At 71.2% G+C, this 21,541-nt stretch carries 21 protein-coding genes, 4 tRNA genes and 1 pseudogene; 12 read left to right on the forward strand and 14 right to left on the reverse strand.

Annotated elements, in window-relative coordinates; translation table 11 throughout:
* The 6 genes from BMW27_RS22290 to BMW27_RS22310 form a co-directional block, all read right to left on the reverse strand.
* A partial coding sequence (locus BMW27_RS22290) for a PRC-barrel domain-containing protein (protein WP_139206967.1) occupies positions 1-405 on the reverse strand: 405 nt, incomplete at its 3' end.
* A gap of 305 nt (positions 406-710) precedes the next feature.
* Positions 711-1,019, reverse strand: a complete 309-nt coding sequence (locus tag BMW27_RS23075) for a hypothetical protein (protein ID WP_139206968.1) — start codon at positions 1,017-1,019, stop codon at positions 711-713.
* Between the two features lie 2 nt (positions 1,020-1,021).
* Positions 1,022-1,723, reverse strand: a complete 702-nt coding sequence (locus BMW27_RS22295; protein ID WP_139206969.1) for a TRADD-N-associated membrane domain-containing protein — start codon at positions 1,721-1,723, stop codon at positions 1,022-1,024.
* A 587-nt stretch (positions 1,724-2,310) separates the two neighbouring features.
* Positions 2,311-2,748, reverse strand: a complete 438-nt coding sequence (locus BMW27_RS22300) for a very short patch repair endonuclease (protein WP_281244783.1) — start codon at positions 2,746-2,748, stop codon at positions 2,311-2,313.
* A 29-nt stretch (positions 2,749-2,777) separates the two neighbouring features.
* Positions 2,778-4,013: a DNA cytosine methyltransferase gene (locus tag BMW27_RS22305; RefSeq protein WP_217638243.1), complete on the reverse strand. Its 1,236-nt coding sequence runs from the start codon at positions 4,011-4,013 to the stop codon at positions 2,778-2,780.
* Positions 4,014-4,082: 69 nt separating this feature from the next.
* Positions 4,083-4,853, reverse strand: coding sequence for a hypothetical protein (locus BMW27_RS22310; RefSeq protein WP_091448595.1), 771 nt, complete (start codon positions 4,851-4,853; stop codon positions 4,083-4,085).
* A gap of 359 nt (positions 4,854-5,212) precedes the next feature.
* Here BMW27_RS22310 and BMW27_RS22315 point away from each other — a divergent pair, with 359 nt between their 5' ends.
* The 3 genes and pseudogenes from BMW27_RS22315 to BMW27_RS24660 form a co-directional block, all read left to right on the forward strand.
* Positions 5,213-6,340, forward strand: coding sequence for a pentapeptide repeat-containing protein (locus BMW27_RS22315; RefSeq protein ID WP_217638244.1), 1,128 nt, complete (start codon positions 5,213-5,215; stop codon positions 6,338-6,340).
* 122 nt (positions 6,341-6,462) lie between these two features.
* A complete protein-coding gene (locus BMW27_RS22320; RefSeq protein WP_091448596.1) occupies positions 6,463-7,839 on the forward strand; it encodes a pentapeptide repeat-containing protein in 1,377 nt (458 codons plus the stop codon).
* Positions 7,840-7,974: 135 nt separating this feature from the next.
* Positions 7,975-8,088 (forward strand): annotated as a pseudogene (locus tag BMW27_RS24660) (helix-turn-helix domain-containing protein); the annotation flags it as partial.
* 89 nt (positions 8,089-8,177) lie between these two features.
* Here BMW27_RS24660 and BMW27_RS22330 read toward each other — a convergent pair.
* From BMW27_RS22330 to BMW27_RS22345, 4 genes are all read right to left on the reverse strand, one after another.
* A complete protein-coding gene (locus BMW27_RS22330; RefSeq protein ID WP_175486629.1) occupies positions 8,178-8,615 on the reverse strand; it encodes a site-specific integrase in 438 nt (145 codons plus the stop codon).
* Between the two features lie 87 nt (positions 8,616-8,702).
* Positions 8,703-8,776, reverse strand: a tRNA-Phe gene (locus BMW27_RS22335).
* A gap of 23 nt (positions 8,777-8,799) precedes the next feature.
* Positions 8,800-8,873 (reverse strand) — tRNA-Asp (locus BMW27_RS22340).
* A 14-nt stretch (positions 8,874-8,887) separates the two neighbouring features.
* Positions 8,888-8,960: transfer RNA gene (locus tag BMW27_RS22345), tRNA-Glu, on the reverse strand.
* 217 nt (positions 8,961-9,177) lie between these two features.
* Between BMW27_RS22345 and BMW27_RS22350 the strand changes: the two genes are divergently transcribed.
* Positions 9,178-9,831, forward strand: coding sequence for an AMIN-like domain-containing (lipo)protein (locus BMW27_RS22350; protein WP_091448601.1), 654 nt, complete (start codon positions 9,178-9,180; stop codon positions 9,829-9,831).
* Positions 9,832-9,914: 83 nt separating this feature from the next.
* On the opposite strand, the gene BMW27_RS22355 is transcribed toward BMW27_RS22350, so the two are convergent.
* The 4 genes from BMW27_RS22355 to BMW27_RS22370 all read right to left on the reverse strand — a co-directional run bounded on the left by BMW27_RS22355 (position 9,915) and on the right by BMW27_RS22370 (position 13,063).
* A complete protein-coding gene (locus BMW27_RS22355; protein ID WP_091448602.1) occupies positions 9,915-10,250 on the reverse strand; it encodes a hypothetical protein in 336 nt (111 codons plus the stop codon).
* A gap of 23 nt (positions 10,251-10,273) precedes the next feature.
* Positions 10,274-11,815, reverse strand: a complete 1,542-nt coding sequence (locus tag BMW27_RS22360) for a metallophosphoesterase (RefSeq protein WP_091448604.1) — start codon at positions 11,813-11,815, stop codon at positions 10,274-10,276.
* A 73-nt stretch (positions 11,816-11,888) separates the two neighbouring features.
* On the reverse strand, positions 11,889-12,491 hold the full coding sequence (gene wrbA, locus BMW27_RS22365) for an NAD(P)H:quinone oxidoreductase (protein ID WP_217638245.1): 603 nt from the start codon (positions 12,489-12,491) through the stop codon (positions 11,889-11,891).
* A gap of 92 nt (positions 12,492-12,583) precedes the next feature.
* Complete coding sequence (locus tag BMW27_RS22370; protein WP_091448606.1) at positions 12,584-13,063, reverse strand: GtrA family protein; 480 nt, start codon at positions 13,061-13,063, stop codon at positions 12,584-12,586.
* Positions 13,064-13,275: 212 nt separating this feature from the next.
* Between BMW27_RS22370 and BMW27_RS22375 the strand changes: the two genes are divergently transcribed.
* The 8 genes from BMW27_RS22375 to BMW27_RS22410 all read left to right on the forward strand — a co-directional run bounded on the left by BMW27_RS22375 (position 13,276) and on the right by BMW27_RS22410 (position 21,369).
* A complete protein-coding gene (locus BMW27_RS22375) occupies positions 13,276-14,157 on the forward strand; it encodes a Rieske (2Fe-2S) protein (protein ID WP_091448608.1) in 882 nt (293 codons plus the stop codon).
* Positions 14,158-14,194: 37 nt separating this feature from the next.
* The gene (locus BMW27_RS22380) at positions 14,195-15,031 is read left to right on the forward strand and encodes a hypothetical protein (RefSeq protein WP_091448611.1); all 837 of its coding nucleotides are present in this window, start codon (positions 14,195-14,197) and stop codon (positions 15,029-15,031) included.
* A gap of 753 nt (positions 15,032-15,784) precedes the next feature.
* Positions 15,785-17,041: a serine hydrolase domain-containing protein gene (locus BMW27_RS22385; protein WP_281244784.1), complete on the forward strand. Its 1,257-nt coding sequence runs from the start codon at positions 15,785-15,787 to the stop codon at positions 17,039-17,041.
* A gap of 744 nt (positions 17,042-17,785) precedes the next feature.
* Positions 17,786-18,514, forward strand: a complete 729-nt coding sequence (locus tag BMW27_RS22390; protein WP_091448617.1) for a GAF and ANTAR domain-containing protein — start codon at positions 17,786-17,788, stop codon at positions 18,512-18,514.
* Positions 18,515-19,013: 499 nt separating this feature from the next.
* Positions 19,014-19,526, forward strand: coding sequence for a hypothetical protein (locus BMW27_RS22395; RefSeq protein WP_091448619.1), 513 nt, complete (start codon positions 19,014-19,016; stop codon positions 19,524-19,526).
* Positions 19,527-19,910: 384 nt separating this feature from the next.
* Positions 19,911-19,983 (forward strand) — tRNA-Lys (locus BMW27_RS22400).
* A gap of 276 nt (positions 19,984-20,259) precedes the next feature.
* Positions 20,260-20,490, forward strand: coding sequence for a hypothetical protein (locus tag BMW27_RS22405; RefSeq protein ID WP_091448622.1), 231 nt, complete (start codon positions 20,260-20,262; stop codon positions 20,488-20,490).
* 81 nt (positions 20,491-20,571) lie between these two features.
* On the forward strand, positions 20,572-21,369 hold the full coding sequence (locus BMW27_RS22410; RefSeq protein WP_091448624.1) for a hypothetical protein: 798 nt from the start codon (positions 20,572-20,574) through the stop codon (positions 21,367-21,369).
* Positions 21,370-21,541 lie beyond the last annotated feature (172 nt).

Raw genomic sequence — 21,541 nt, forward strand, 5'->3', positions numbered from 1 at the left:
GTGGCCGGCGGTGCCCGCCACACCCGCGGTGCCCGCCAGGCCGGCGGTGCCCGTGGTGGTCTGCGTGGTGGTGTCGGTCGTCGTGCCCGAGCCGAGGCCGTAGTAGCGGTAGAGCTCCTGCTCCTCCTGCGGCGACAGGTGCCCGTCGGTGTCGACCTTCGGCGCGTCCTTAACCTGCGCCCTGCCCAACGGCAACCGCAGCCCCTCGCCGGAGAGCTCGGCCTGCGCCAGCGGCACGAACGTCTCCTTGGTGCCGAACAGGCCGGTGTGCACGGTGGCCCACTCCGGGCGGCCGGTCTCGTCGTCGAGGTAGACCTCGCTGACCTTGCCGATCTTGTCGCCGTCGGCGTCGTAGATGTCCTGACCGACGACCCGCCCCGACGTGTCGAGTACGAGGGTGGTCAACGCGTTGTAGTGCGCCTGCCCAGCGGGGGTCCCTGAGAAGCCCTGCTCCGACTTGATCGCCCGCCACGCGGTCCCACTGGCCTGCTCCGATTTGAGCTCCTGGCTGACAGTTGTGGTCGATTGCGCAGGCAAGGACGTTGATTTGGACATCTCCTCAAGGTCTTTTCGGGACCGAATCGGCGGACCGATCCTAACGTGAGTCATCTTGACTGGGGGGCCAAACGTCGCCCCCTTGATCAGGCGCGATAGCGCCAAAAACTCGGACGGCATCTCAGCCCGGCCACCGGCGGCCGAGGGGTCCTCTGTCATGACCCGCCCCCGAAATCGATTTCAAACCTGCTATAGACGCCATCCTTGTACACTCCGACCTGCATCTTTAAATCCTTTGCCGCAAGGAACATGTCTAGAGCTTGAAGTCCATTTCTGAACACTTTCTCATTCGACCAGCCTCGCGGCGCACCAAGTTGTTTTGCCCACGCCAGGATCTCCGGATCGATCGCGACACGATTATCGATCACGAAATTCGGGTCTTTGCCGCCGCCGTCGAGACCTACTACAGCGGTATCCCTAGCCGTGCTAACTCCCTCCGGGGAGCTCCCCACTCGGTCAGACATGATCAACCAGTCCCCTCCCCGGTGCTCCCGCCATCCACTGTTGGTGTCGCACGCCTATGCCACCTCCAAGATTGCCCCCCTACCTCCGCGCCTGCGGCCCAAGGGCCCAGCGCCGATGCGGCGGAAGCTTGTCCCAGATAGGCGTCAACCACCTTCGCGAGGGGAGCGTTCTCGGTGTCGCTCATGAGCCTCGCCGCGATTTCCTCGGCCCGTAATAGGTACCCCTCGACCAGTGGCTGACCAAAGAAGTAGTACACCTGGGCGACCGCGCGGTTATGGGTCTTGATGAACGTGGCGCTCAAGTAGGCCGAGAAGGCGCTCCCCAGGGCCGCCAGCGCAGCGATGATGATCTGCGTCTGGGTGGGCTCGACGCTTAGCACGGCGTAGATGCCTGCGATCACGAGAAGACCCAAGCCGCATGCCATCGCTATGCGCGAGTCCCGGAAAGATGATGACGCTTGCGTATGCGCCATCGTGTGATAGCGAGCCATGAGGGCTCGGTTGGCTTCGGCACCAGCTCCATCGCTGCCCGCCGTCGCTGCGCTCGACTGAGCCGCATGCTCGACGTCCGACACATTGGCGGTGGCGAACATGTATACACCGACCACAACACTGCCTAATCCGAGAACCGTTAGCCCCAGGAGCGACCACGCAGCCACGGTCGACGAAATGCCGAACGCGACATTTCCGATCACCAGGACCACGCCGATGATGACTGCGGCGGCCCCTGAGGCCATCCATGCGGCGCCCCTCGCTCGGGCCCTAAGACTTGCCGGACTTCGGCGTGGTGGTTCCGGGGGAAGGAGTCGTAAGAAGTCCGGAAGGGGCAGCGACTCCAATGGGCCGCGGCCCGTACCATCACTGGCCCGAGTCGACGTCATGGCTCACTCGTCCAGATATTCATGATCGCAATCAGGACGACAAATTCCCGATTGAGGGCGGAACCGAAGTGCGGCGAGCCCTGTCATCCGCCTCCCCCTTGCTCCCGAATCCGTGCTTTGAGTGACACGGACCCGAACGCCGATGCGCCGACCTGCGCGTCCGCAGGGCTGCAGCAACACGAGTGTAGGGAGGGTCACCACCGCCGTCACGATGGACGAGCGGGGCTTGTCTGCTCCCTGACCGCCAGCGGGGTCGATCATGGGTCGGCGACGACAGGTCGCACGTCCGAGTCGTGGCCGAAGAGGCCATCGCCTCCCGCCCGCCCAAAGAGCTAGGGCCAGGGTGCTCGCGACGGTGACAACGCACCGGCACTCATAGCATCACGGCGACCTCGGCCCGGCCCTCACTCCTATGGCTGTGCCACCTCGCGCACTGCCCGCTCGATGAGGTCGGCGACGCCCTCGGGGTCCTCGTGCTCCCAGCAGCGCAGCACGCGCCAGCCAGCCTCGGCCAGGCGTCGGTCGGTCTCCCGGTCGCGCTCAACGTTGCGGGCGATCTTGGGCTCCCAGTAGTCGCGGTTGGCAGCCGGCATCTGGAAGTGCTCGGGGCAGCGGTGCCAGAAGCATCCGTCGATAAAAACCGCGAGCCGCCGTCGCGGGAACAACAGATCAGCGGTGCGTCGTAGGCCCTTGAGCGGGGGCCGGCCAACGAAGTACCGCAACCCCCGGGCATGGACCAGGCGGCGGACTGCCAGCTCTGGCGCAGTGTCCCGCCCCCGATTGGCAACCATCGTGCGCCGTGCGGCCTCCGAAGATGCCCAGGACGCCGGACGAGGCTTGGGTGCCACGGGACCATGGTCCCGTTTCGCACGGTCGGTCAGGAAGCAGACAGCGCCGCGGTGACGGCCATGGCGACGGCCCAGCCTAGCGGCGGCGGGACGGCGTTGCCGATCTGACCGACGGCCTGGTAAACGGCGCTCGGCCAGGTCCAGGTAGGCGGGAAGCCCTGGATCAGCGCCACGTCGGCCACGCTGAGCCGGAAGGCCCCGGTGTCGGTCGGGAACGCGCTGGCCGCCTCACGAGTCACGGCGACGCCATTGGGCCACAGACCCAGGGCCGCCCAGGACTTAGCGGCGCTGGTCGAGTTGCAGATGCTCGTCGTGAACCGCGGGCCGGTCAGCCCGCTGCGGATGGTCGGTGCCAGCCGGTCGGGGTGCTCCTCCATCTGCGCCAGGCCGAGCGCCTCGCGCACGCCCATGGTGCGCGGCAGGTCGCTGTCGGGATCGTTCCAGGCGTGCGTGGGGGCAGGCTTGCGGAAGGCGTCGTAGGCCTTCTTCGAGCGGAAGCCGACGAAGGCGACGCGCTTGCGGACCTGCGGCACACCGAAGTCCTTGGCCTCGAGCAGGACCCGGTGCATGTAGTAGCGCGGGCGGGACCGCTCCAGCGGCTCCACGATCACGTCCCGCACGTAGTCGGTGAACTTGGCGCTGGCCAGCGCCGGCACGTTCTCGGCGACGAAGGCGATTGGCTGGATCGCCCGGATCGCCTTGACCGTCGCCGGCCAGCAGTCCCGCGGGTCCAGGTGACCCTGCTGCCGACCGGCGTTGCTGAATGGCTGGCACGGCGGCCCTCCGTGCAGGACGTCGACCTTGCCGCGCCAGTCCTTCCACTTCACGCCGTGCACGTCACCGTCAGCGCCGCCGTGCACCTCCCACTCCGGCCGGTTCCGTGCCAGCGTCTCGGCGGCGTGCTCGAGGATCTCGTAGCTGGCCACGTGCTCGAAGCCAGCACGCTCGAACGACACGTCCAGCCCGCCGCCGCCCGAGTACAGGCTCAGCGCCCGTAGGCCGTTCGGCTCCTCGCGAGGCATCAGATCGCGAGTGTCGAGGGCGGGGACGTTGACCTCGTGCAGCCGGTCAAGCTCCCCAGCCGCTGCTCGACGAGACTGCTCGCGGCTGCGCTGTGCCATGAGCCGGTACCGCTCCCGCTCCGTCGCGGTCAGCTGCCATGGCTGGTGCAGCGGGTGCGTCGAGGGGATCCGGCTGGCCACCAGAGGCTCGGTGGCGAGGTCGGTCGGTTCGTCATCCCAGGCCACCGGCTCGCTGCTCGACACGGGGCGATGTTAGGTGCCGCCGGGGACATTCCTCGGATGGTCGGCGGTCGCGCCGCCCCGCGCGCCTCATCAGTCTTCCGGGGGTTGGGCTTCCAGCGCCGCCAGCACGGCCTGATCCAGGTTGATCGCCCAACGGGGGCCTGTGATCTCCTGGCAGTAGGTCATGACGTAGTTTTTGCTGATCTTGCGGTTGTTGACGGTACTGCCACGGGCCAGCAGGTACTGAGCGCGGTCGCGGATCGCCTGCATGGCGATCGCGGGGCTGTAAAGGCAGTCCGCGGTCCTGCGGGCGCGAAGGACGTCGGCGTTCTCCAGGTATCGGTTGGGGAGGCCCAGCGCCTTCTTGGTCTTCCAGTGGTCCTTCACCAGGGCGCTGATGTCGTCGTATGTGTAGACGTCCTTGTGACCGAGCACGCGGCCGAGGATCTTCTCGTCGGCGAGATCAGGCAGAAGCATGGTGAGCTCCAGGTCAGGCACCAGGTACTCCTGCTCCTGCTGATTCCACTCCCGCATCATGGCCGGCGAGCCGTACCAGAGCCGTCGGGGCATGTTGTCGCGGGGACGGAACCATCCGAAGACGAAGTGCATCTTCGACCAGCGCTGAAGCTGTGACATACCGGTGTCGCGACCGGTGCCGAAGTCGCTCTCCACAGCCGCTGACTTGAGCTCGAAAAGCAGCCGCACGGGGCGCCCGTCATAGTCCACATCGAGGTGCGCGTCCTCATCCTGCCGCCCACGACCAGGACGCTGCTCCAGGTTGAGGCGGCTGACCATCGCCCGCTCGCGCTGGTCGTCCTGGTTGAAATCCTTCTCGTCGTCCTGCGCTTCCCCCAAGGTCATCAGTCGACCGTGACAGAAGGCGCCCATGGGGCGGGGTGACACGCCCGACCGTGACTCGAAGGAGGCACAGGGAGGCTGGTGGGAGGGGACTGGCGCGGGGTGGAGCCCCTTGAGCCGTGCTCGCCCGCCCGGCGGGCTAACTTAGGACGAAGCACCGACCGCACTTACGGCATTACCCGCCCGTGCTTTCGGGGAGAGGAGAGGCTGCCCGGACGGCGGCGTCTCACCCCCGCCTTCTGGCTTTCACTGCGGCAGCGTGAGGTTCGCCAAGGTGGGCGGCGACTGGGGCAGGCCGTACAACCGTCGCCGTGGCAGACGAGCATCGTCGGTGGCCGCGTCGGCGCCCACCTATCCGAGGGGTGCTGAGCATCACTGGCGCCGCGATGCTGCCCGGCGGGTTCGTGTGGCTGTGGTGGCAAGGTGTGCCGGCGCTGTACCGGACCGCCGGCAGTGGACCCGATGCCGGGAACGTTCGGCTCAACGCCGTCACCACCACGAGGGCAGCGCTTCTGGCGGGGTTCGTCGGGCTGGGCGCCCTAGGAACCTTCTGGCTGAACAGCCGGGTCTACCGGATCACCGCTCGCACCTTCGAACTGACCGAGCGGGGGCATCTCACCGACCGCTACACCAAGGCCATCGAGCAGCTCGGGAACGACAACCTCGATGTCCGCCTAGGCGGCATCTACGCCCTGGAGCAGATTGCGCACGACTCTCGTCGGGACCGGGACCAGGCCACCATCGTTGAGGTCCTGAGCGCCTTCGTCCGGGTGCATAGCCGTGCCCTGGAGCAGAAGTCGGCGTCTCGGTTGGAGCCTGCTTCGTCCGAGCAAGCCAAGCAGCGCCTGAAAGACGATGTACAACAGGACGAGCTTGAGCCCCCGGTTGACGTTCAGGCCGCCGTTACGGTCCTCGGACGTCTTCCAGTCCGCTCTGGGGTGCAGCGGGCCGACCTGACCAGGACGAACCTGACGAGGGTGAACCTGGTGAAGGCAAACCTGAGCGGGGCCAGGCTCGGCGAGGCGGACCTGACCGGGGCCTTTCTCGACGGGGCCAACCTGAGTGGGGCAAACCTCCTCCAGGCCAAGCTGACGAGGGCCTTCCTCGCCCAGGCGGACCTGACTGGGGCCCACCTCTACGGCGTGGACCTGACCCTCGCCCGCCTCCACAAGGCGAACCTGCCCAAGGTCATACGGCAGGGGGCACGCCTGCATCTGGCCAACCTGACGGGGGCAAACCTGACCAACGCTCGTCTCGGCGAGCTGGGCGCAATGTTCTGGGGGCCTGCTGATCTGACCGAGGCCGACCTCGACGGCGTGGACCTGACCGGGGCCGACCTCGACGGCGTGAACCTCACCAGGGCGGGCCTCTACAGAGCGGACCTGACCGGGGCCAAGCACCTGACGCAAGAGCAGGTCGATAACGCTTACGGGGATGAATTCACGCAGCTTCCGGTAGGCCTCCGTCCTCCGAAGCGATGGGAGCGCTAGACGGGCCCCGGACGCCGCCGCTGAACGCACTCTCCTGCCGCATGATAATGCCTACTCGCTTCGCCTGATCCATGTCCGCCCGTCGCTTGGGCTGACCGCCCGGATGCCGTACAACCGGCCAGGTGAGCGACGGCAAGCTGGAGCAGTCCTGGTGGGAGAGCCGCCCGCCCTGGGTCCGAATCTCGATCATCGTGGGCGCCGTGCTGGTGTTCATCCTGATCTGGTGGTTGGTCCCGCCGTTGCTCTATGCGGCAACCTCCGATGAGGCGGTTCGTATCAAGGCGATCACCGACACCCGCACGGCCTTGCTGGCGGGCCTCGTCGGCATCGGCGCACTAGGCACGTTCTGGATGAACAGCCGGAACGTGAAGCTCACCGCTAAAACCCTCGGGGTCAGCGAGGCAAATCTCCGGCTGGCCGAGCGGAGCCAGAAGGAGACCTTCGAGCTAACCGAACGGGGCCACCTCACCGACCGCTACACCAAGGCCATCGAGCAGCTCGGCAACGACAAGCTGGATGTCCGCCTAGGCGGAATCTACGCCCTCGAACAGCTCGCCTCCGACTCCGAACAAGCACGAGACCAGGCCACCATCATTGAGGTCCTGAGCGCCTTCGTCCGGGTGCACAGCGCTCCGCTCTACCAGTACAAAGCCTCGCTTCCAAAAGACGCTCAGCCTGAGCCAGCCGAGGAGGAGCACCGAAAAGCGTTCGAGTACGTCAATAAACTCGGCCGACCCCCGGTCGACGTCCAAGCCACCGTCACTGTGCTAGGTCGCCTCCTGATGCGGTCCGAACTGGCCCTTGGCCGGGTGGATCTGTCCGAGGCCTGGCTGAGAAGAGCCAACCTCACCGGGGCGAACCTGACCAAGGCCAACCTTCTCAAGGCCAACCTGACCGAGGCCACCCTCGACACGGCGAACCTGACCGCAGTCAGCCTCACCGGGGCGGACCTAACCAAGGCCACCCTTAACGGGTCAAATCTGACCAAGGCCACCCTCGACGGGGCGAACCTGACCGCAGCCAGCCTCTTTCGGGCGGACCTGACCGGGGCTCGCCTCTTTCGGGCGGACCTGACCGGGGCTCGCCTCGTCGGGGCGGACCTGACTGAGGCCCGCCTCGACAAGGCGAACCTGACCAAGGCCAACCTTCTCAAGGCCAACCTGACCGAGACCACCCTCGACGAGGCGGACCTGACCGGAGCCCACCTCGACAGGGCGAACCTGACCGAGGCCAGCCTCATTCAGGCGAACCTAACCGAGGCCGGCCTCATGCAGGCGAACCTGACCAAGGCCACCCTCGTCGAGGCGAACCTGACCGCAGCGCACCTCGACAGGGCGAACCTGACCGAGGCCGACCTCGCCGGGGCGGACCTGACCGTGGCTATTTACCTGATTCAGGAGCAGGTTGACGTTGCGTTTGGTGACAAGGACACCTTGTTTCCGGCGGGGTTGCGTCGTCCCGAGTCGTGGAACCGTGGGGAGGCACCCGAGCCCCGCTGACGCCCATCGGCGGCATGATGATGACGGTTATCATGACTGACCGCTGAGCCCTGTCCGGTAGGGGATCCCCCGCGGCCAGAGCTGCGGCCATTGCCAGAGTTCGCCGGCACCGCCGTGTCGCGACCAGAGCCCAGGGTGCAGGGGCGCGTCGAGACGTTCATCGTCAAGCAGTACGCCGCCGGCCGGTCGCTGCGCGAACTGGCGGAGCTCACCGACCGCTCGTTCAGCGCGGTGCGCAACATCCTGACCCGACGCGACGTCCCCGCCGGGAGCCTGGCGCCGCAACGCTTCGCCAACCTGGCGCGTGACGATCGCAGTGCAGGTGAAGACAGCGCAAGTCAGAAGCGCAGACGCACAACGGGCCGCAGGCCGTCCACCACGTCCGGTCCGATCAGGGCACCGGTCCCCAGCAGCCGTCGCAGCTCCTCGTCGGTCAGCACGGGCGTCGGCTGCTCGGGGACGTGGGGCGCGCGCATCCTCGCCATCGGGGACCGGGTCATCGCCTCCTCGCGCACCAGCCAGCCGGAGAACTGTTGCAGCGCCCGAAACGTCAGCGAGCAGGTGGCCGGTCTCCAGGTGTCGGTGAGGCCGGCCATGAACGTCGACAGGGCGATGCGGGAGATCTCGGTCGGGTCGTCGGGGCCGTCGTGGGCCAGGCACCAGGCGTGCAGCTTGTCGACCGCGCCCAGGTAGAGGCGGACGGTGTTCGGGCTCTTGCCCTCGGCGCGCAGGCAGGTGGCGTAGTCGCGGCGGAGGTGCTCCCAGCGGGTCGGCATCGGGCGGAAGTTACGAGGTCGCCGACGCCGGTGCATCGATGGTTGAACGCTTGACCAGTTCTGTTTGCGCTGGTCAGGGGCTTGGTGTGGGCAGGGGCGGGGTCGAACCGCCGACCTCTCGCTTTTCAGGCGAGCGCTCGTACCGACTGAGCTACCTGCCCCTCCCGGTGTCTCCACCGGAGAGCGACCCTGACGGGACTCGAACCCGCGACCTCCGCCGTGACAGGGCGGCGCGCTAACCAACTGCGCTACAGGGCCTTGCTGTGGTGCCGTGCCCCCAACGGGGTTCGAACCCGTGCTACCGCCTTGAAAGGGCGGCGTCCTGGACCGCTAGACGATGGGGGCTCGTGTTCGCCGGGGGCAGCGAGAACTCTACATGGTCGGCGGAGGGCACCCGGTACGGGGGGCCGGTGTCCCTCGCCACGGTCCGTCCCGCTCCGGTCGCCGGGAGCTGGGAGACCGTCCGGCTGCTGCCGCGTCGGTCCCGAGCGCGTCGTCCGGGGTGCGCGACACGGCCGGCGTGCTCGCGATCGCAGCGGCTCCGGGCTGTCACCCTCAGCGGGTGATCCGCCGCGCCGCCCGTTGCCCGTCCCTCCTGCTCACCGCCGCGCTGCTCGCCGCCTGCGGGAGCGGCGACCCGGTCACCCCGCCGTCCGCCGGCGCGGAGGAGGTCTCGTCGACGGCTCCGGGGTCCGCCGCGCCGAGCTCCGCCGCGCCGAGCTCCGCGTCGCCGAGCTCCGCGGCGGCGACCTCGGGCACCGACGCGCCGCCGTTCGAGGGCGACACGCAGCCGGCGACCGGAGAGGCCTCGGCCGACGCCCTGGTGACCGTCTCGGACGTCCGGACCGGCCGCCAGGACGGCTACGACCGCGTCGTCCTCGAGACGGACGGCACCGGCACGCCGGGCTGGGACGTCCGGTACGTCGACGAGGCGTACTCGCAGGGCACCGGGGCACCGGTCGAGGTCGCGGGCGACGCCGTCCTGCAGGTGACGATCACCGGCGCCGGTTACCCGTTCGACACCGGCGTCGAGGAGTGGGCCGGCCCCGACCCGCTGCCCGGCAACGGCACGCAGACCGTCACCGAGGTCGCCTGGGATGCCACCTTCGAGGGCACCTCGGTGGCCTTCGTCGGGACGACGGGCGAGGCACCCTTCCGGGTCTACGCCCTCGAGGGCCCCACCCGCGTCGTCATCGAGGTGGCCCACCCCGGCTGAGGACGGCCCCTGCGGGGCCCGCCGCCGGCCCCGTCCAGGGCACCGCCCCGAGCGAGCGGGGGTGGCGAGGACGGGGTCCTCCATCAGCCCAGGGAGGCGGTCAGCTCCACGGAGTCGGACTGGACGGTGGTGCAGGTCAGGGTCAGCGGCCCGGCGTTCACGGTCTCGCCCTGGGCGCACGAGACGCTTGCGTTGCCCACGCTGAGGGAGGCCCGCCCGTCCTGCACCCCGCCGAGGGCGAGCGACGTCCCGAGGACCTCGACCTCTGCACCGTTGCCTGACAGCGTCACCGAGCACTCGCTGCCGCTGCAGGAGAGGTTGTCCGAGCTGAACGAGCAGGCGGTCAGCGGCAGCAGGGTGAGGCTCCCGGCGAGGACCCCGGCAGCCAGCCGGGAGGCACGCGACGTCGTCGTGGACATGCTCCGAGGGTAGGTGGGTGCGGTCACCCCGTCGGGGAGGCCGGCGCGGGGGGCGTCGCCGGAGCGGGCCCCGTCGGCGTCGGACCCGGGACGGCGCCCTCCCCGCCGACGCCGTCCCCGCCGAGGCCGCTCCCACCGGCGGTGTCCGTCGGGCCGACGACCGTGCGCTCGATGGTCACCTCGGTCTGCCCGAGGCCGCCGAGGGTGATCTCGTCGTAGGCGGTGAGCGCACCGGTCCCCGGGTCGAGGTAGAGCACCGTGCAGGTCAGCGGCTCGGGGAACTCGCCCTGCAGGGCGCGCAGCCCGGCTCCGCCGGTCGAGCCCTGCACCATGAGCAGCGTGCCCCCGTCGAGCCGGGTGACCTGCCGCTCGTGGGTGTGCCCGGCCAGCACCAGCGGGACGACGCCGTCCAGCGGCGGCGCCTGCTCGGGGTCGTGCACCATCGCGATCGCCGGGGGCTCGGGCAGCGTCCGGGCGAACGCGGCGAGGCCCTCGCCGGTCCCCTCGAGCGACTCCAGGCCGTCGTCGGCGTCCGGGTCGGGGGTGAAGCGCGGGTCCGGCGTCCCGACGACCTCGATCCCGGCCACCGTCACGGCCGAGTCGTCGAGCACGGTCGCGTTCGGCTGTGCGGCGACCAGCTGGACGGTGACGGTGGAGTCGTGGTTGCCGCGGGTGAAGGCGTACGGGACGCCGAGCGTGCCGACCCGGCTCACCAGGGTGTTCTCCGGCTGGCTGCCCCAGTCGGTGAGGTCCCCGGTGTCGAGGACGCCGTCGACGTCGAACTGGGTGACCACCTGCCGCACGAGGTCGAAGCCGGCGGGGTTGAGGTGGATGTCGGAGACGTGCAGCAGGGCCACGCTGTCGTCGGCGCCGCTCGGCGGGGGCAGCGTGGACAGCGTCGAGTACAGGGTGCTCACGTTGGAGACCAGGTCCTCGAGCGAGGCGCGGTAGGCGTCGAACCGGGCCACGATGTCCTGCGCGCTGCCGATGAGGCTGTTGGCGTTGACCAGCAGCCCGGTGTACGTCGGCTGGGAGAGCGCCGCGGGGCGCCAGGTGGCCGCGGCGATGCCGCCGGTCGTGGCGACCAGCGCGGTGGACAGGCCCAGGGCGATCAGTGGTTCCCGGCGGCGGCGCAGCACCAGCAGGGACGTCGCCGTCGCCCCACCGACGGCGGCCAGTGCGGTCAGCCACGCCACCCGCTCGACGGCGTCCCGCAGGTCGGCGCTCACCTGGTCGACGGCGCCGTCGAGCTTGACCGGGTCGGCGGCCAGTGCCGTCGCCCGGACCTCGTCGACCCGGCTGAGCTGGATCTCCAGCCGCAGCGGCCCGTCGTAGGCGTCGACCTGCAGCGCGCCCAGCGGGGGGATGTCCAGGGCAGCGCCGCCGCCGAACGGACGGAACGCCACCGTGGTGTCGAACGGGCCGATCGGCGCGGACACGCGGCCGAGCAGCAGGATGCCGAGCCAGGCGCCGGCCAGGACGACGGCCAGCCGGACCGCCCAGCGACCCACCTCGCGGGCGACCGCGCGCCGGCCCGATCGCGCGGTGGTGGTCGGCTCGGTCACTCGCGCCAACCTAGCCGCGGGCGGAGCCGGCGCCGCCCCGGTGGGCCGGTGCGGCGCCGGTGTCACCCGACCGTCACGCGACGAGCTTGGCGGTCACCTCGGCCAGCCGACGGCCCTGGTAGCGGGCGGCGGCCAGCTCGGCCTCGCTGGCGGTGGCGGACTTGCCGCCGGAGGCGTTGGAGACGCCGTACGGGTTGCCACCGGCCTCGAACAGCAGCGGGTCGGTGTAACCCGGCGGCACGATCACCGCGCCGAAGTGCGAGAAGACGTTGAACATCGTGAGGATCGTCGACTCGTTGCCGCCGTGCACGTTCTGGGCGCTGGTGAAGGCGGTCGCGCCCTTGTCGGCCAGCTTGCCGGTGAACCACAGCCCGCCGAGGGTGTCGATGAACTGCTTCATCTGGGCGGCCGGGGTGCCGAAGCGGGTCGGCGTCCCGAGGGCGTACCCGTCGGCCCACTCCATGTCCGCCGGGGTGGCCTCCTCGACCTCGCCGGCGGTGGCGTCGACGTGAGCACGCCACAGCGGGTTGGAGTCGATGGCCTCCTCCGGCGCGAGCTCGGGGACCCGGCGCAGGCGCACCTCGGCGCCGGCCTCACGGGCACCCTCGGCCACGGCGGCGGCGAGCTGGTGGGTGTTCCCGGTGGAGGAGTAGTAGACGACAGCGATGTTCGGCACGAAAGGGTCTCCCAGTCTGATTGCACGTTCAACCACGTGCGTGGTCGTGTGCTCGGTCGAGCCGTCGCCCAAACACGGGGGCGCGAGGGCCGTCAGGCGGTCGTGACCGTCCGCGGGCGGAACAGCCAGCGCAGCGCGATGAAGCGCATGAGGCCGACCAGGCCGGTCACCGTGACGACGAGCGCGACCTGGGTGACGACGCTCGCGTCGGGGACGGTCGAGTTCAGGACGCCGAGTGAGGCGCTGGAGAGCAGCAGACCGATGACCGACACCCCGCCGGCCTCGAGCTGGGCGGTGAGCCAGTGCACCCGCTCACCGGCGTGGAAGGTGAGCCGGCGGTGCATCTCGTTGGCGAGCAGGGTCGAGGCCGCGGTGGCCACGACGTGCGCGGGCAGGTAGCCCAGACCCTCCAGGGTGGCGAAGAAGGCGGCGTACACGAGCGTCGTCGAGACGCCGACGAGGACGAAGCGCGCGAACTGGCCGAGCGTGTCCTCCGCGCGGACCCGGGCCACGAGGCTGCCCACGGCGTCGCCCACCGCCGGACGGCGGGTCAACAGCGACGGGCAGGTCACGACGCCTCCTCTGCTGGCCACCAGGTCTTCCTGCACGTTCCACCTGGGGATCGGCTGGACACCAGTGGTTATTCCCCTGGGAACCGACGCAACCCCTGTGCAGTCGATCACCGCGGACGGGGTGGCCGGCGTGGCCATCACTGTCGGATCCCCCCTCGTCACAGCGAATCGAAGTCGGCATCGCCGCCGGTCGACGGGGGTAGGAGGCCGTCATGAGCCTCTTGGGGATCCTCGACCGGGTCGCAGACAAGGCGACCTTCGACAAGGCGATCGGGCCGGCCCAGCGCGCCGTGCAGGCCGCCCTCCGGCCGCAGGCCCTCCGGGACCTGCTGCACGGCACGTGGCTGGGGCACCCGCTGCACCCGATCCTGGTGCAGGTGCCCGTCGGCAGCTGGACGTCGGCCGCGCTGCTCGACGCGATCCCCCGGATGCGGCCGGCCGCCACCGTCCTCATCGGCACGGGCGTCGCCGTCTCCGTCCCCGCGGCGTTGTCCGGCGCAGCCGACTGGTCCGAGCAGGGCATCGGGGTCCGGCGGCTGGGCCTGTTGCACGCGGCGGGCAACACCGTCGCGCTCGGCCTCTACGTCGGCTCGCTCGTCGCCCGCGCCCGGGGCCGCGGCGGGCTGGGCCGGGTGCTGTCGTACGCAGGCCTGGGCGTCGCGAGCGGATCGGCGGCGATCGGCGGGCACATGTCCTACGCCCAGTCCTCCGGCGCCTCCCACGCCGTGACGGCGGCCCGCGCGCTCAGCTCGGACTGGATCGACCTCGGCCCGCTGGACGACCTGCCCGAGGGCCGGCCGGCGCTGCGGACCGGCAAGGGCGGCAGCGTCGACGTCCCGCTGGCCGTCGTCCGCCGGGGGACGAAGGTCGACGCCTTCATCGGTGCCTGCTCGCACCTCTCGGGCCCGCTGCACGAGGGCTCGGTGGAGCAGGTGCGCGGCACCGACTGCCTGGTCTGCCCGTGGCACGGCTCGGCGTTCGACCTGGACGACGGCCAGCCGCGGCGGGGCCCGGCGGCCAACCCGCAGGACAAGCTCGAGATCCGCATGCAGGCCGGCCGCGTCATGGCCCGGCTGCCCGGGCGCGACCGGTAGGCCCCCGGGCGGCGCCGCCGTCCCTACCCTGCGAGGCGTGCGGCGGACGGTGCTGGCTCTCGCGCTGCTGTGCGCCGCCTGCTCCGCGGGGAACGGCGCCGGCGGTGCGGCCCCGTCGGCCACCTCGGCGGCGCCGGCGCTGCCGCCGGTGCCCGGGATCGAGGCCGAGGTGGTGCGCCACCGCACCGACGTGCCCGTCCCCGGGCAGGTGCACGTGCGGGTCACCGACACCGGCGACCGGCCGTTCACGGTGACGGCGGTGGCGATCGACTCGCCGGGGTTCGCGCCGCTGCCGCCGACCGCGCTGACCGCCGCCTTCCGACCCGGCCGGACGGTCGACCTGCGCACCGCCCACGGCGCGCCGGACTGCGCCGCGCAGCCCGAACCCCTGGCGGCGCGGCTGACCGTGGCCCGACCGGACGGCACGGTCGAGGAGCTGCGGGTGCCGCTGGCCGGTGACGACCTGGACGTCGTCCACCGCGAGGCGTGCGCGGTCGCCGAGGTGCTCGCCGTCGCCGGCACCGGGCTGACCGACCTGGCCGCGGCGGGCGACTCGGTCACCGGGACCCTCGTCCTCACCCGGACCGGGGACGACGACCGCGCGGTCACGGTGGTCGACGCCCGGCGCAGCGTCGTCCTGGACCTCGTCGTGGACGGGCTGCCGCTGGAGCTGCGGCCGGGGGAGGAGCGGGCGACGGCGGGGGTCTCGTTCACCGCGGCGTCCTGCGAGCCGCACGTGCTGGCCGACACCAAGCAGCCGTTCGTCTTCCCGCTGTGGATCCGGGTGGGGGACGCCGAGCCGGTGCCGGTGCCCCTCTCGGTCGACCCCTCCCAGCAGGCGCTGCTGTGGGACCTGCTCGGCCGGGTGTGCTGAGGCGGGAAGCAGTCCGGCCCGACCGCCACGGGGGGAACGCGACGGCCGGGCCGGAGCCTGGGGCCCGGGGTCGTCCACCGGGCAGGAGTGACGGTAGGTGACGTGAGGCTCGCCATCGATCACCTGACCAGGTGACATGTCCGTGGCCTCCACCACGCAACGTCACATCGCGGTTCGGAGCCGGCCCGGCAGGGCACCCGGCGTCCGTGTTCTTCCTCTTCTCCAGCCGGCTCGGCTGCCTGGGCTCGCTGGCCGTCTCCGCGCTGCTGACCGTGCTGCTCCTGCTCGTCCTCGACGTCATCTGAACGGCCGGTCGCCCGACCCTTCCACGGCTGGTACCGGGCCTCTGGTGAGTGCGGGCAACCTGTCGAGCTGCGTCTCGGCTGGTCCGGCAGACAGTCCGACGTGCGTGTACGGGACGCTCCTCCTCGGCGTGACACCGCAGTTCCTCGTGGGAACGGGGCTGTGCGGCATCTGGCGGGAGTCCGCGATCCCTCGTGGGCGAGGATTCCTGTCCTGCTCGTCCGGCTGTCGCTCCATCCGCCGGTGCCGTCGCTGGCCTCCGTGCCCACTCCGGTGATGCTCGGAGCACCCGCGTCGCACACCGAGTGACGACCTTGCGCGTGTCGGCGGCTCCGGTCGTCGGGATCGCCAGCACGAAGGCGTCGGCTGGCAGGCTCCGCCGGCCTGCCCACTCCGAGGTCGGCCACCAGGCCGAGTGGCATCGAGCCCGAACGGATGCGTCTCATGACCATGCAACGCACCAGGAGCGGAAGCCGAACTGCTCAGCGAGTCCTCGTGGCCGGAGCCGTCCTGGCGGTGCTCACGCTCGGGGTGACTGCAGTGCCGTCCGGTGCGACCACGACCCCCGCTGACACCCCGCAGGAGCAGACGGCGTCAGCGATCGCTGACACCGTGCGGAGCGCGATGGCCGACGGTCACCTCCGCGCGGTGATCATCGAGGTCACGCAAGGCGGCGAGGTGGTGACAAGGCAGGCGTTCGGTACGTCGATGGACGGCGTGCCGGCCACCACCGACATGCACTTCCGCAACGGCGCCGTCGCCTTCACCTACCTGAGCACCCTCCTCATGCAGTTCGTCGACGAGCACGAGGTCACGCTCGACGACACCATCGACCGCTGGATGCCGGACCTACCCGAGGCCGACGAGGTCACCCTGAGGATGCTGGCGAACCAGACCTCGGGCTATCCCGACTACGAGACCGATCCGGCCTGGGAGGCCGCTTGGGCTGCGGACCCGTTCCACATCTGGACCTTCGAGGAGCGGCTCGCGTACGCGTTCACCCGCCCGGTCGCGTTCCCCCCGGGGACGAACTGGAGCTACGCGCACACCAACTTCATGATCCTCGGCGAGATCCTCGCCGAGATCGGCGGGAAGCCGTTGGACCAGCTGCTGCGCGAGGAGGTGCTCGGCCCCATGGGCCTGACCGAGACCCTGGCGTCGGTGACCTCCCGCGTCCCCGACCCGGTCCTCCACACCTTCAGCTCCGAGCGCCGGGGAGCGCTCGGCATCGCGCCGACGACCGCCTTCTACGAGGAGTCGACGTTCTGGAACACGCAGTGGGGCACGCCGATCGGCGCGAACCAGACGACGACCATCAGCGACATGGCCACGACCGCGGTGCAGGTCGGCACCGGCGCCCTCCTGTCGGACTCCAGCTACCACGCCATGACCGACCCGAACCTGCTGGGCTTCGGGTACACGGACCCCAGTTGTTCGCCCTCGTGCTTCACGCAGGTGCAGGGGTACAACTACGGCCTGGGCGTCGTCCGTTCCGGGTCGTGGATCCTGCAGAACCCGCTGCTGGCCGGGATCAGCGGGACAGCGGCGTACCTGCCCTCCCAGGAGATCGCCATCGCGGTGGCCGTGACGTACCTGCCCGGTGCTTTCGACGCCGAGGGCGACTACGCCAACGCTGCTGACCGCCTGTTCCGCTCGATCGGGGCCGTCGTGGCACCGGATGACGCACCGCCGATGCCGCCGGGTTGAGGCGCTGCGTCGACCCGCCGGGCGGTGAGACCGCACGATCGGCGAGGTCACCCACACGCGCAGGGCGGCTTCCGGCGCCGACCTGCGTGAGGAACGGACGGTTCTCGCTGCGGGCCGCAGCGGCCCCCAGATGTCTTCCGCGTTGTCTCGTAGGTCGTCTGGAGGGTCTCCTGCACCCACCGGGCCTCTGGTGCCTGCAGGGGAGCCCCTCCACCTGCGCTTTCACGACGACGGCGAACGGTCCACCTGCCGCTTCTCGGGACGCGGTCGGGATGCCGGTCAGGTCCATGCGGCAGCCGACGAGGCCGATCCGGACCTGGGAGGGCAGGGGTCCACCGTGACGCGGGCCCGCCGCGCCCCAGGACGGAAGTGACACCCGAGATCCCCCCGGCGCACACGCACGGGTGACGGCTGGAGACGCCGTCGACCGGGGCATGGCGCCTGCTGATGAGCAGTCGGCCGGAGGTTGCGACCCGCAGGCAACGGAGGCCAGGACCCCCCGGCCGGGCAACCGGCGGCCGGTGCTCGTGGTCCGCTGGTCGTCGCGGCGGGCACTCCACCGCAACGGACGCGGGAGGGGATGCCTCACAGTGCTTCGCGCGCGTAGCGTGCGGTCAGGCGTCGGGACGGGCCGGCGTCGATCGTGCGTCCAGCAGCGGCGTAGTGCGCGAGCGCGGGCTCCAGATCGGGGTCGCGCAGCCGAGGTCTCCCGCCCCCGGTGCAGAGCAGCCTGGAGGCCGTGCTGTGGCCGGCGACGAGAACCCGCAGCCCGCGAACGCCGCCGAGGTGTTGGAGCGCCTGGGTCGGTTGTCCCTGCGTGAGCTGTCGATGGACAGCCTGCTGCAGACGGTGGCCGACCTGAGCAAGACCGTGATGCCCGGCAACCCCGAGGTGTCGGTGACGTTGCTGGTCGGGAACGACCCCACCCTGATGGCGAGCACCGGTCAGCTGGCCGTCGACCTCGACGAGCGCCAGTACGAACGCGACCACGGTCCCTGCCTGCACGCCGCCCGCACCGGCGAGGTGGTCGAGGTCGCCGACGCCCGCACCGACAGCCGCTGGCGGGACTACTTCTCCCGGGCGGTCGAGCGCGGCTGCCTGAGCTCTCTGTCGGTCCCGCTGCGCGTCGACGAGGACCAACAGGTCAGCGGGGCGCTGAACGTCTACGCCCGGGACGCGGACGCGTTCGACGAGGACAGCCGCGCGGCCGCCACCCGGTTCGGCCCGTACGCCGCGGTCGCGGCCGGCAACCTGCACGCCTACCAGAGCGCCCGCGACATGGCCGACAACCTGCGGATCGCGCTGGAGTCCCGGGCGGTGATCGACCAGGCCAACGGCGTGCTCATCGAGCGCTACAAGATCACTCCCGACCAGGCCTTCCAGCTGCTGGCCCAGGCGTCGATGCACGCCAATCGGAAGGTGCGCGACATCGCCGACCACCTCGTGCACACCGGCGAGTTCCCCCTCCGGTAGCTCCGGGCGGCCGACCGTCACAGGTGCGCTGCCCGCGCAGGGCCGCTCGGGGACCAGGCGCCCCGGACGCTCGAGACAGCCACCGCAGCATCCCTGGGGGCTGCGGTGGTCAGGCCCCGCCGCTCCAAACCCACGGGCGGCGGGGCCGCCCCAGGGGGGGCGCGCCCGCCGGCACCGGAGGTGCGCACCGCGGGCCGCCCAGGCGTCGAGTCCCTACCGGCCGCGCCGCGCCGAGCACCGGTGGGCAGCTGAGGCTGGCGGGGTCAGCGGTCCCGTCCGCGGTGGCCTCGAGGCGGGGGCCTCCCCTGTCGCGCGGTCGACCGGATCTCGGTGCGGGTGTGGTCGATGCGAGCCCAGACGGTCCTGCAGTGCCCGTCGGTCGTCCAGCCGTGCGCGTGGCACAGCCGGGCGACCAGGTGCAGCCCGAGGCCGCCCCTCGCCGGATCGCGGCCGATGGCAGGGCTGGGCTGCGGCGTCGCTGACCCCGAGCAACCAGGACGTGGTGTTGCTGGTCACGGTGACCTCGACCGGGCTGCGGCCGTGGCACAGCGCGTTGGGGCGAGAGCCGCAGCCGACCGGTGTGCTGCCGGACCGCCCGCTCACCGAGATCGAGGCCGTCGCCGGCCGGCTCACCGTCGCCGGCTGGAGCCCGGCCAGCCGCGACCAGGTCACCATCACCTGGGCGCTCGCCGACGCCGGCACCGGCCAGGTCCCCGGAGGGCACCGGCTACCGCAGGGCCGTAGGGAGGAGGCTGCCCGCATGGACATCACGACCGTCAACGACCGGCACCTGTACCAAGGTCGGGTCGTACTCCGAGACCCCGAGGACCCGGCGTCCCAGGTGGAGATGCCAGTGCGGATCGTGCGCTTCGGTCCGCCCGGCTGGCTCACCGTGGCCGACGGTCTCACCGATGACGCAGACATCGAGATGTACCCGACCACCCGCGTGCTGGCGGTCTCGGCGCTGCGGGAGCTCGGCGGGGCACCGCTCCGGTCGAGCGCCGAGCACTGAGCCTGGAACCGACTCCTGCACCCACCTCCACGAACCACGTCCGGTACCGGAGCGGATCGGCCTGTCGAGGGCGTCCCCTGCGAGATGTCGGCGGCGTGGTCCCGTCTCGTGCCGGCGGTGACGCCCGGGTCGCAGAGGAAGGTCGCGGGCGTCTGCGTGACCTCGGTGCTGCCTTCGAGGACACCTACGGACCTCTGTGGCGGCGGGCCTCGTCGACGGGCGCGTCGCGGGCCGGTCGTCCTGACGGCGGCCTGGCCGTGCCCGACGGACCAGTGCCCGACCGGTGGGTGCAGCTCCCGGCGGTAGCCTCACACCGGGCCGCGGGGCCGCCAGGAGTCTCACGCGTTGTCTCGTGGGTTGCCTGGAGGGTTCTCTGCACCCACCGGGCCTCTAGCTCAACTGGCAGAGCAGCGGACTTTTAATCCGCGGGTTGTGGGTTCGATCCCCACGGGGCCCACCTCGACATCCCCCTGCGACACGCGCGTCGAGCGCGCCGTCCCGCGTGACCGAGCAGTGCCGGTACCCGTTCCACGCTGGGATCCGGGGACCTTGTCGACAAGGCGGCGTCCGCAGGAACGGGTCACCGGCCGCCCGCGAAGGCCTCCGCAACGATGCGGTGACGGGGTCGTCCGCGTGGCGGCGGAGAAGGCGGATCGCGCCTGGTCGAGCCCTAGTTTTCCGGCTGTCCGCGGCACTTCCCCAGCCGCGACGGGACCGCCTGAGGAGAACCTGCGTGAGCGCGCCGACCGTCACCCCCACCCGCACGCCGACCGACGTCCAGCAGATCCCGGCGGACGACGGGCTGGCCCTGCTGCTCGACCTGTTCGCGCTCGAGCCCGTGGAGGGGCCGCACCGCCCGGCGGGCGGTCGGCAGCCGGCCGGTCCCCGGGCGCGCGTGCAGCACTGGACGCGTCGGGCGGCCCTCTGGGGCGCCGGTCCACAGGGGGCCTGGCGTGCCTGGTGAGCGCGGGCTCGGGTCGGAGTCGATGACCACGCGGTCCGCCGCCCTGCTGGCGGTCGGATCCCGGTGCGGAGAGGTGAAGTCGTGATCGTGTCGCCCGCGATGACCGTGCTGGGCTTCGTCGCCCTGGTCGGTCTGGTCGTCGCGCTGGGCAGGAGCTCGACGGCCCGGTACGAACGCGAGCGTGCGCGGGGGGCGCAGCCGTCGCCGGTGTGCACCGACGCTCCGGCGCCCTCGGTGGAGCAGGAGCGGCCCGACCGCGGGGCCGAGACCCACCCGGCCGGGCGGGGCACGTCGGCGTGGTGGCTCGTCGACGAGCCCGTCGACGGGTCGGGCGCGGTGGTCCTGGCCGGCCCGTTCCCCGACCGGATCGAAGCGGACTGGGCTGCGGCCACCGGCGACCTGCCGACCTCGGCGCAACTGGTCTACGGCTCCCGCCGGGCCGACGGCGTGCTGGTCCGGCGGCAGTCGCCGCTGGAGCGGGCCTGGCTCGCCGAGCTCGGCGGTCAGCTGGACCGGCTGGCCGACGACTGGGACGAGCTGCTGTCGGACGCCGACGCGCTGACCACCCTCCTCGTGGAGGTGAGCGCGGCGCTCGTCGAGGCCGGGCTCACCCTGCACGACGCCGCCGGTGACAGCCCGGCCGGCGGTGTGTGCCTGGTCCCCGACCCCGCCCGCCGCGGCATCCTGGTCACCTGGCGCCAGCACGACCGGATGAGCCTGGAGCGCGTCCGGGGCGCCGCGGTGGAGGCCGCGGTCGAGCGCACCATGAACGCCGCGATCGCCGACGTCCTGACCGAGCTGGGCTTCCCCGTCACGCCCGTGGGGACCAGCGGGTGCCACCTGGTCGCCGCCGACCAGCAGTCGGCGTCGGCGGCCTGATCCCGGAGCGACCGCGCCCGACCTGCCGCGGGGCGGCGCGCCAGGAACGGGCAGGTCGGTCGCCCGGGGGACGGTCCGCCCGCGGGCATGTCGCAGCGTGTCCGCAAGTGGACGTTGCGTGGTGGACGGGCACGCACCGTGGTTGGGTTGCCGCCGCACGTCACGCGGACGG

The organism is Geodermatophilus poikilotrophus (assembly GCF_900111455.1).
GTDB lineage: Bacteria > Actinomycetota > Actinomycetes > Mycobacteriales > Geodermatophilaceae > Geodermatophilus > Geodermatophilus poikilotrophus.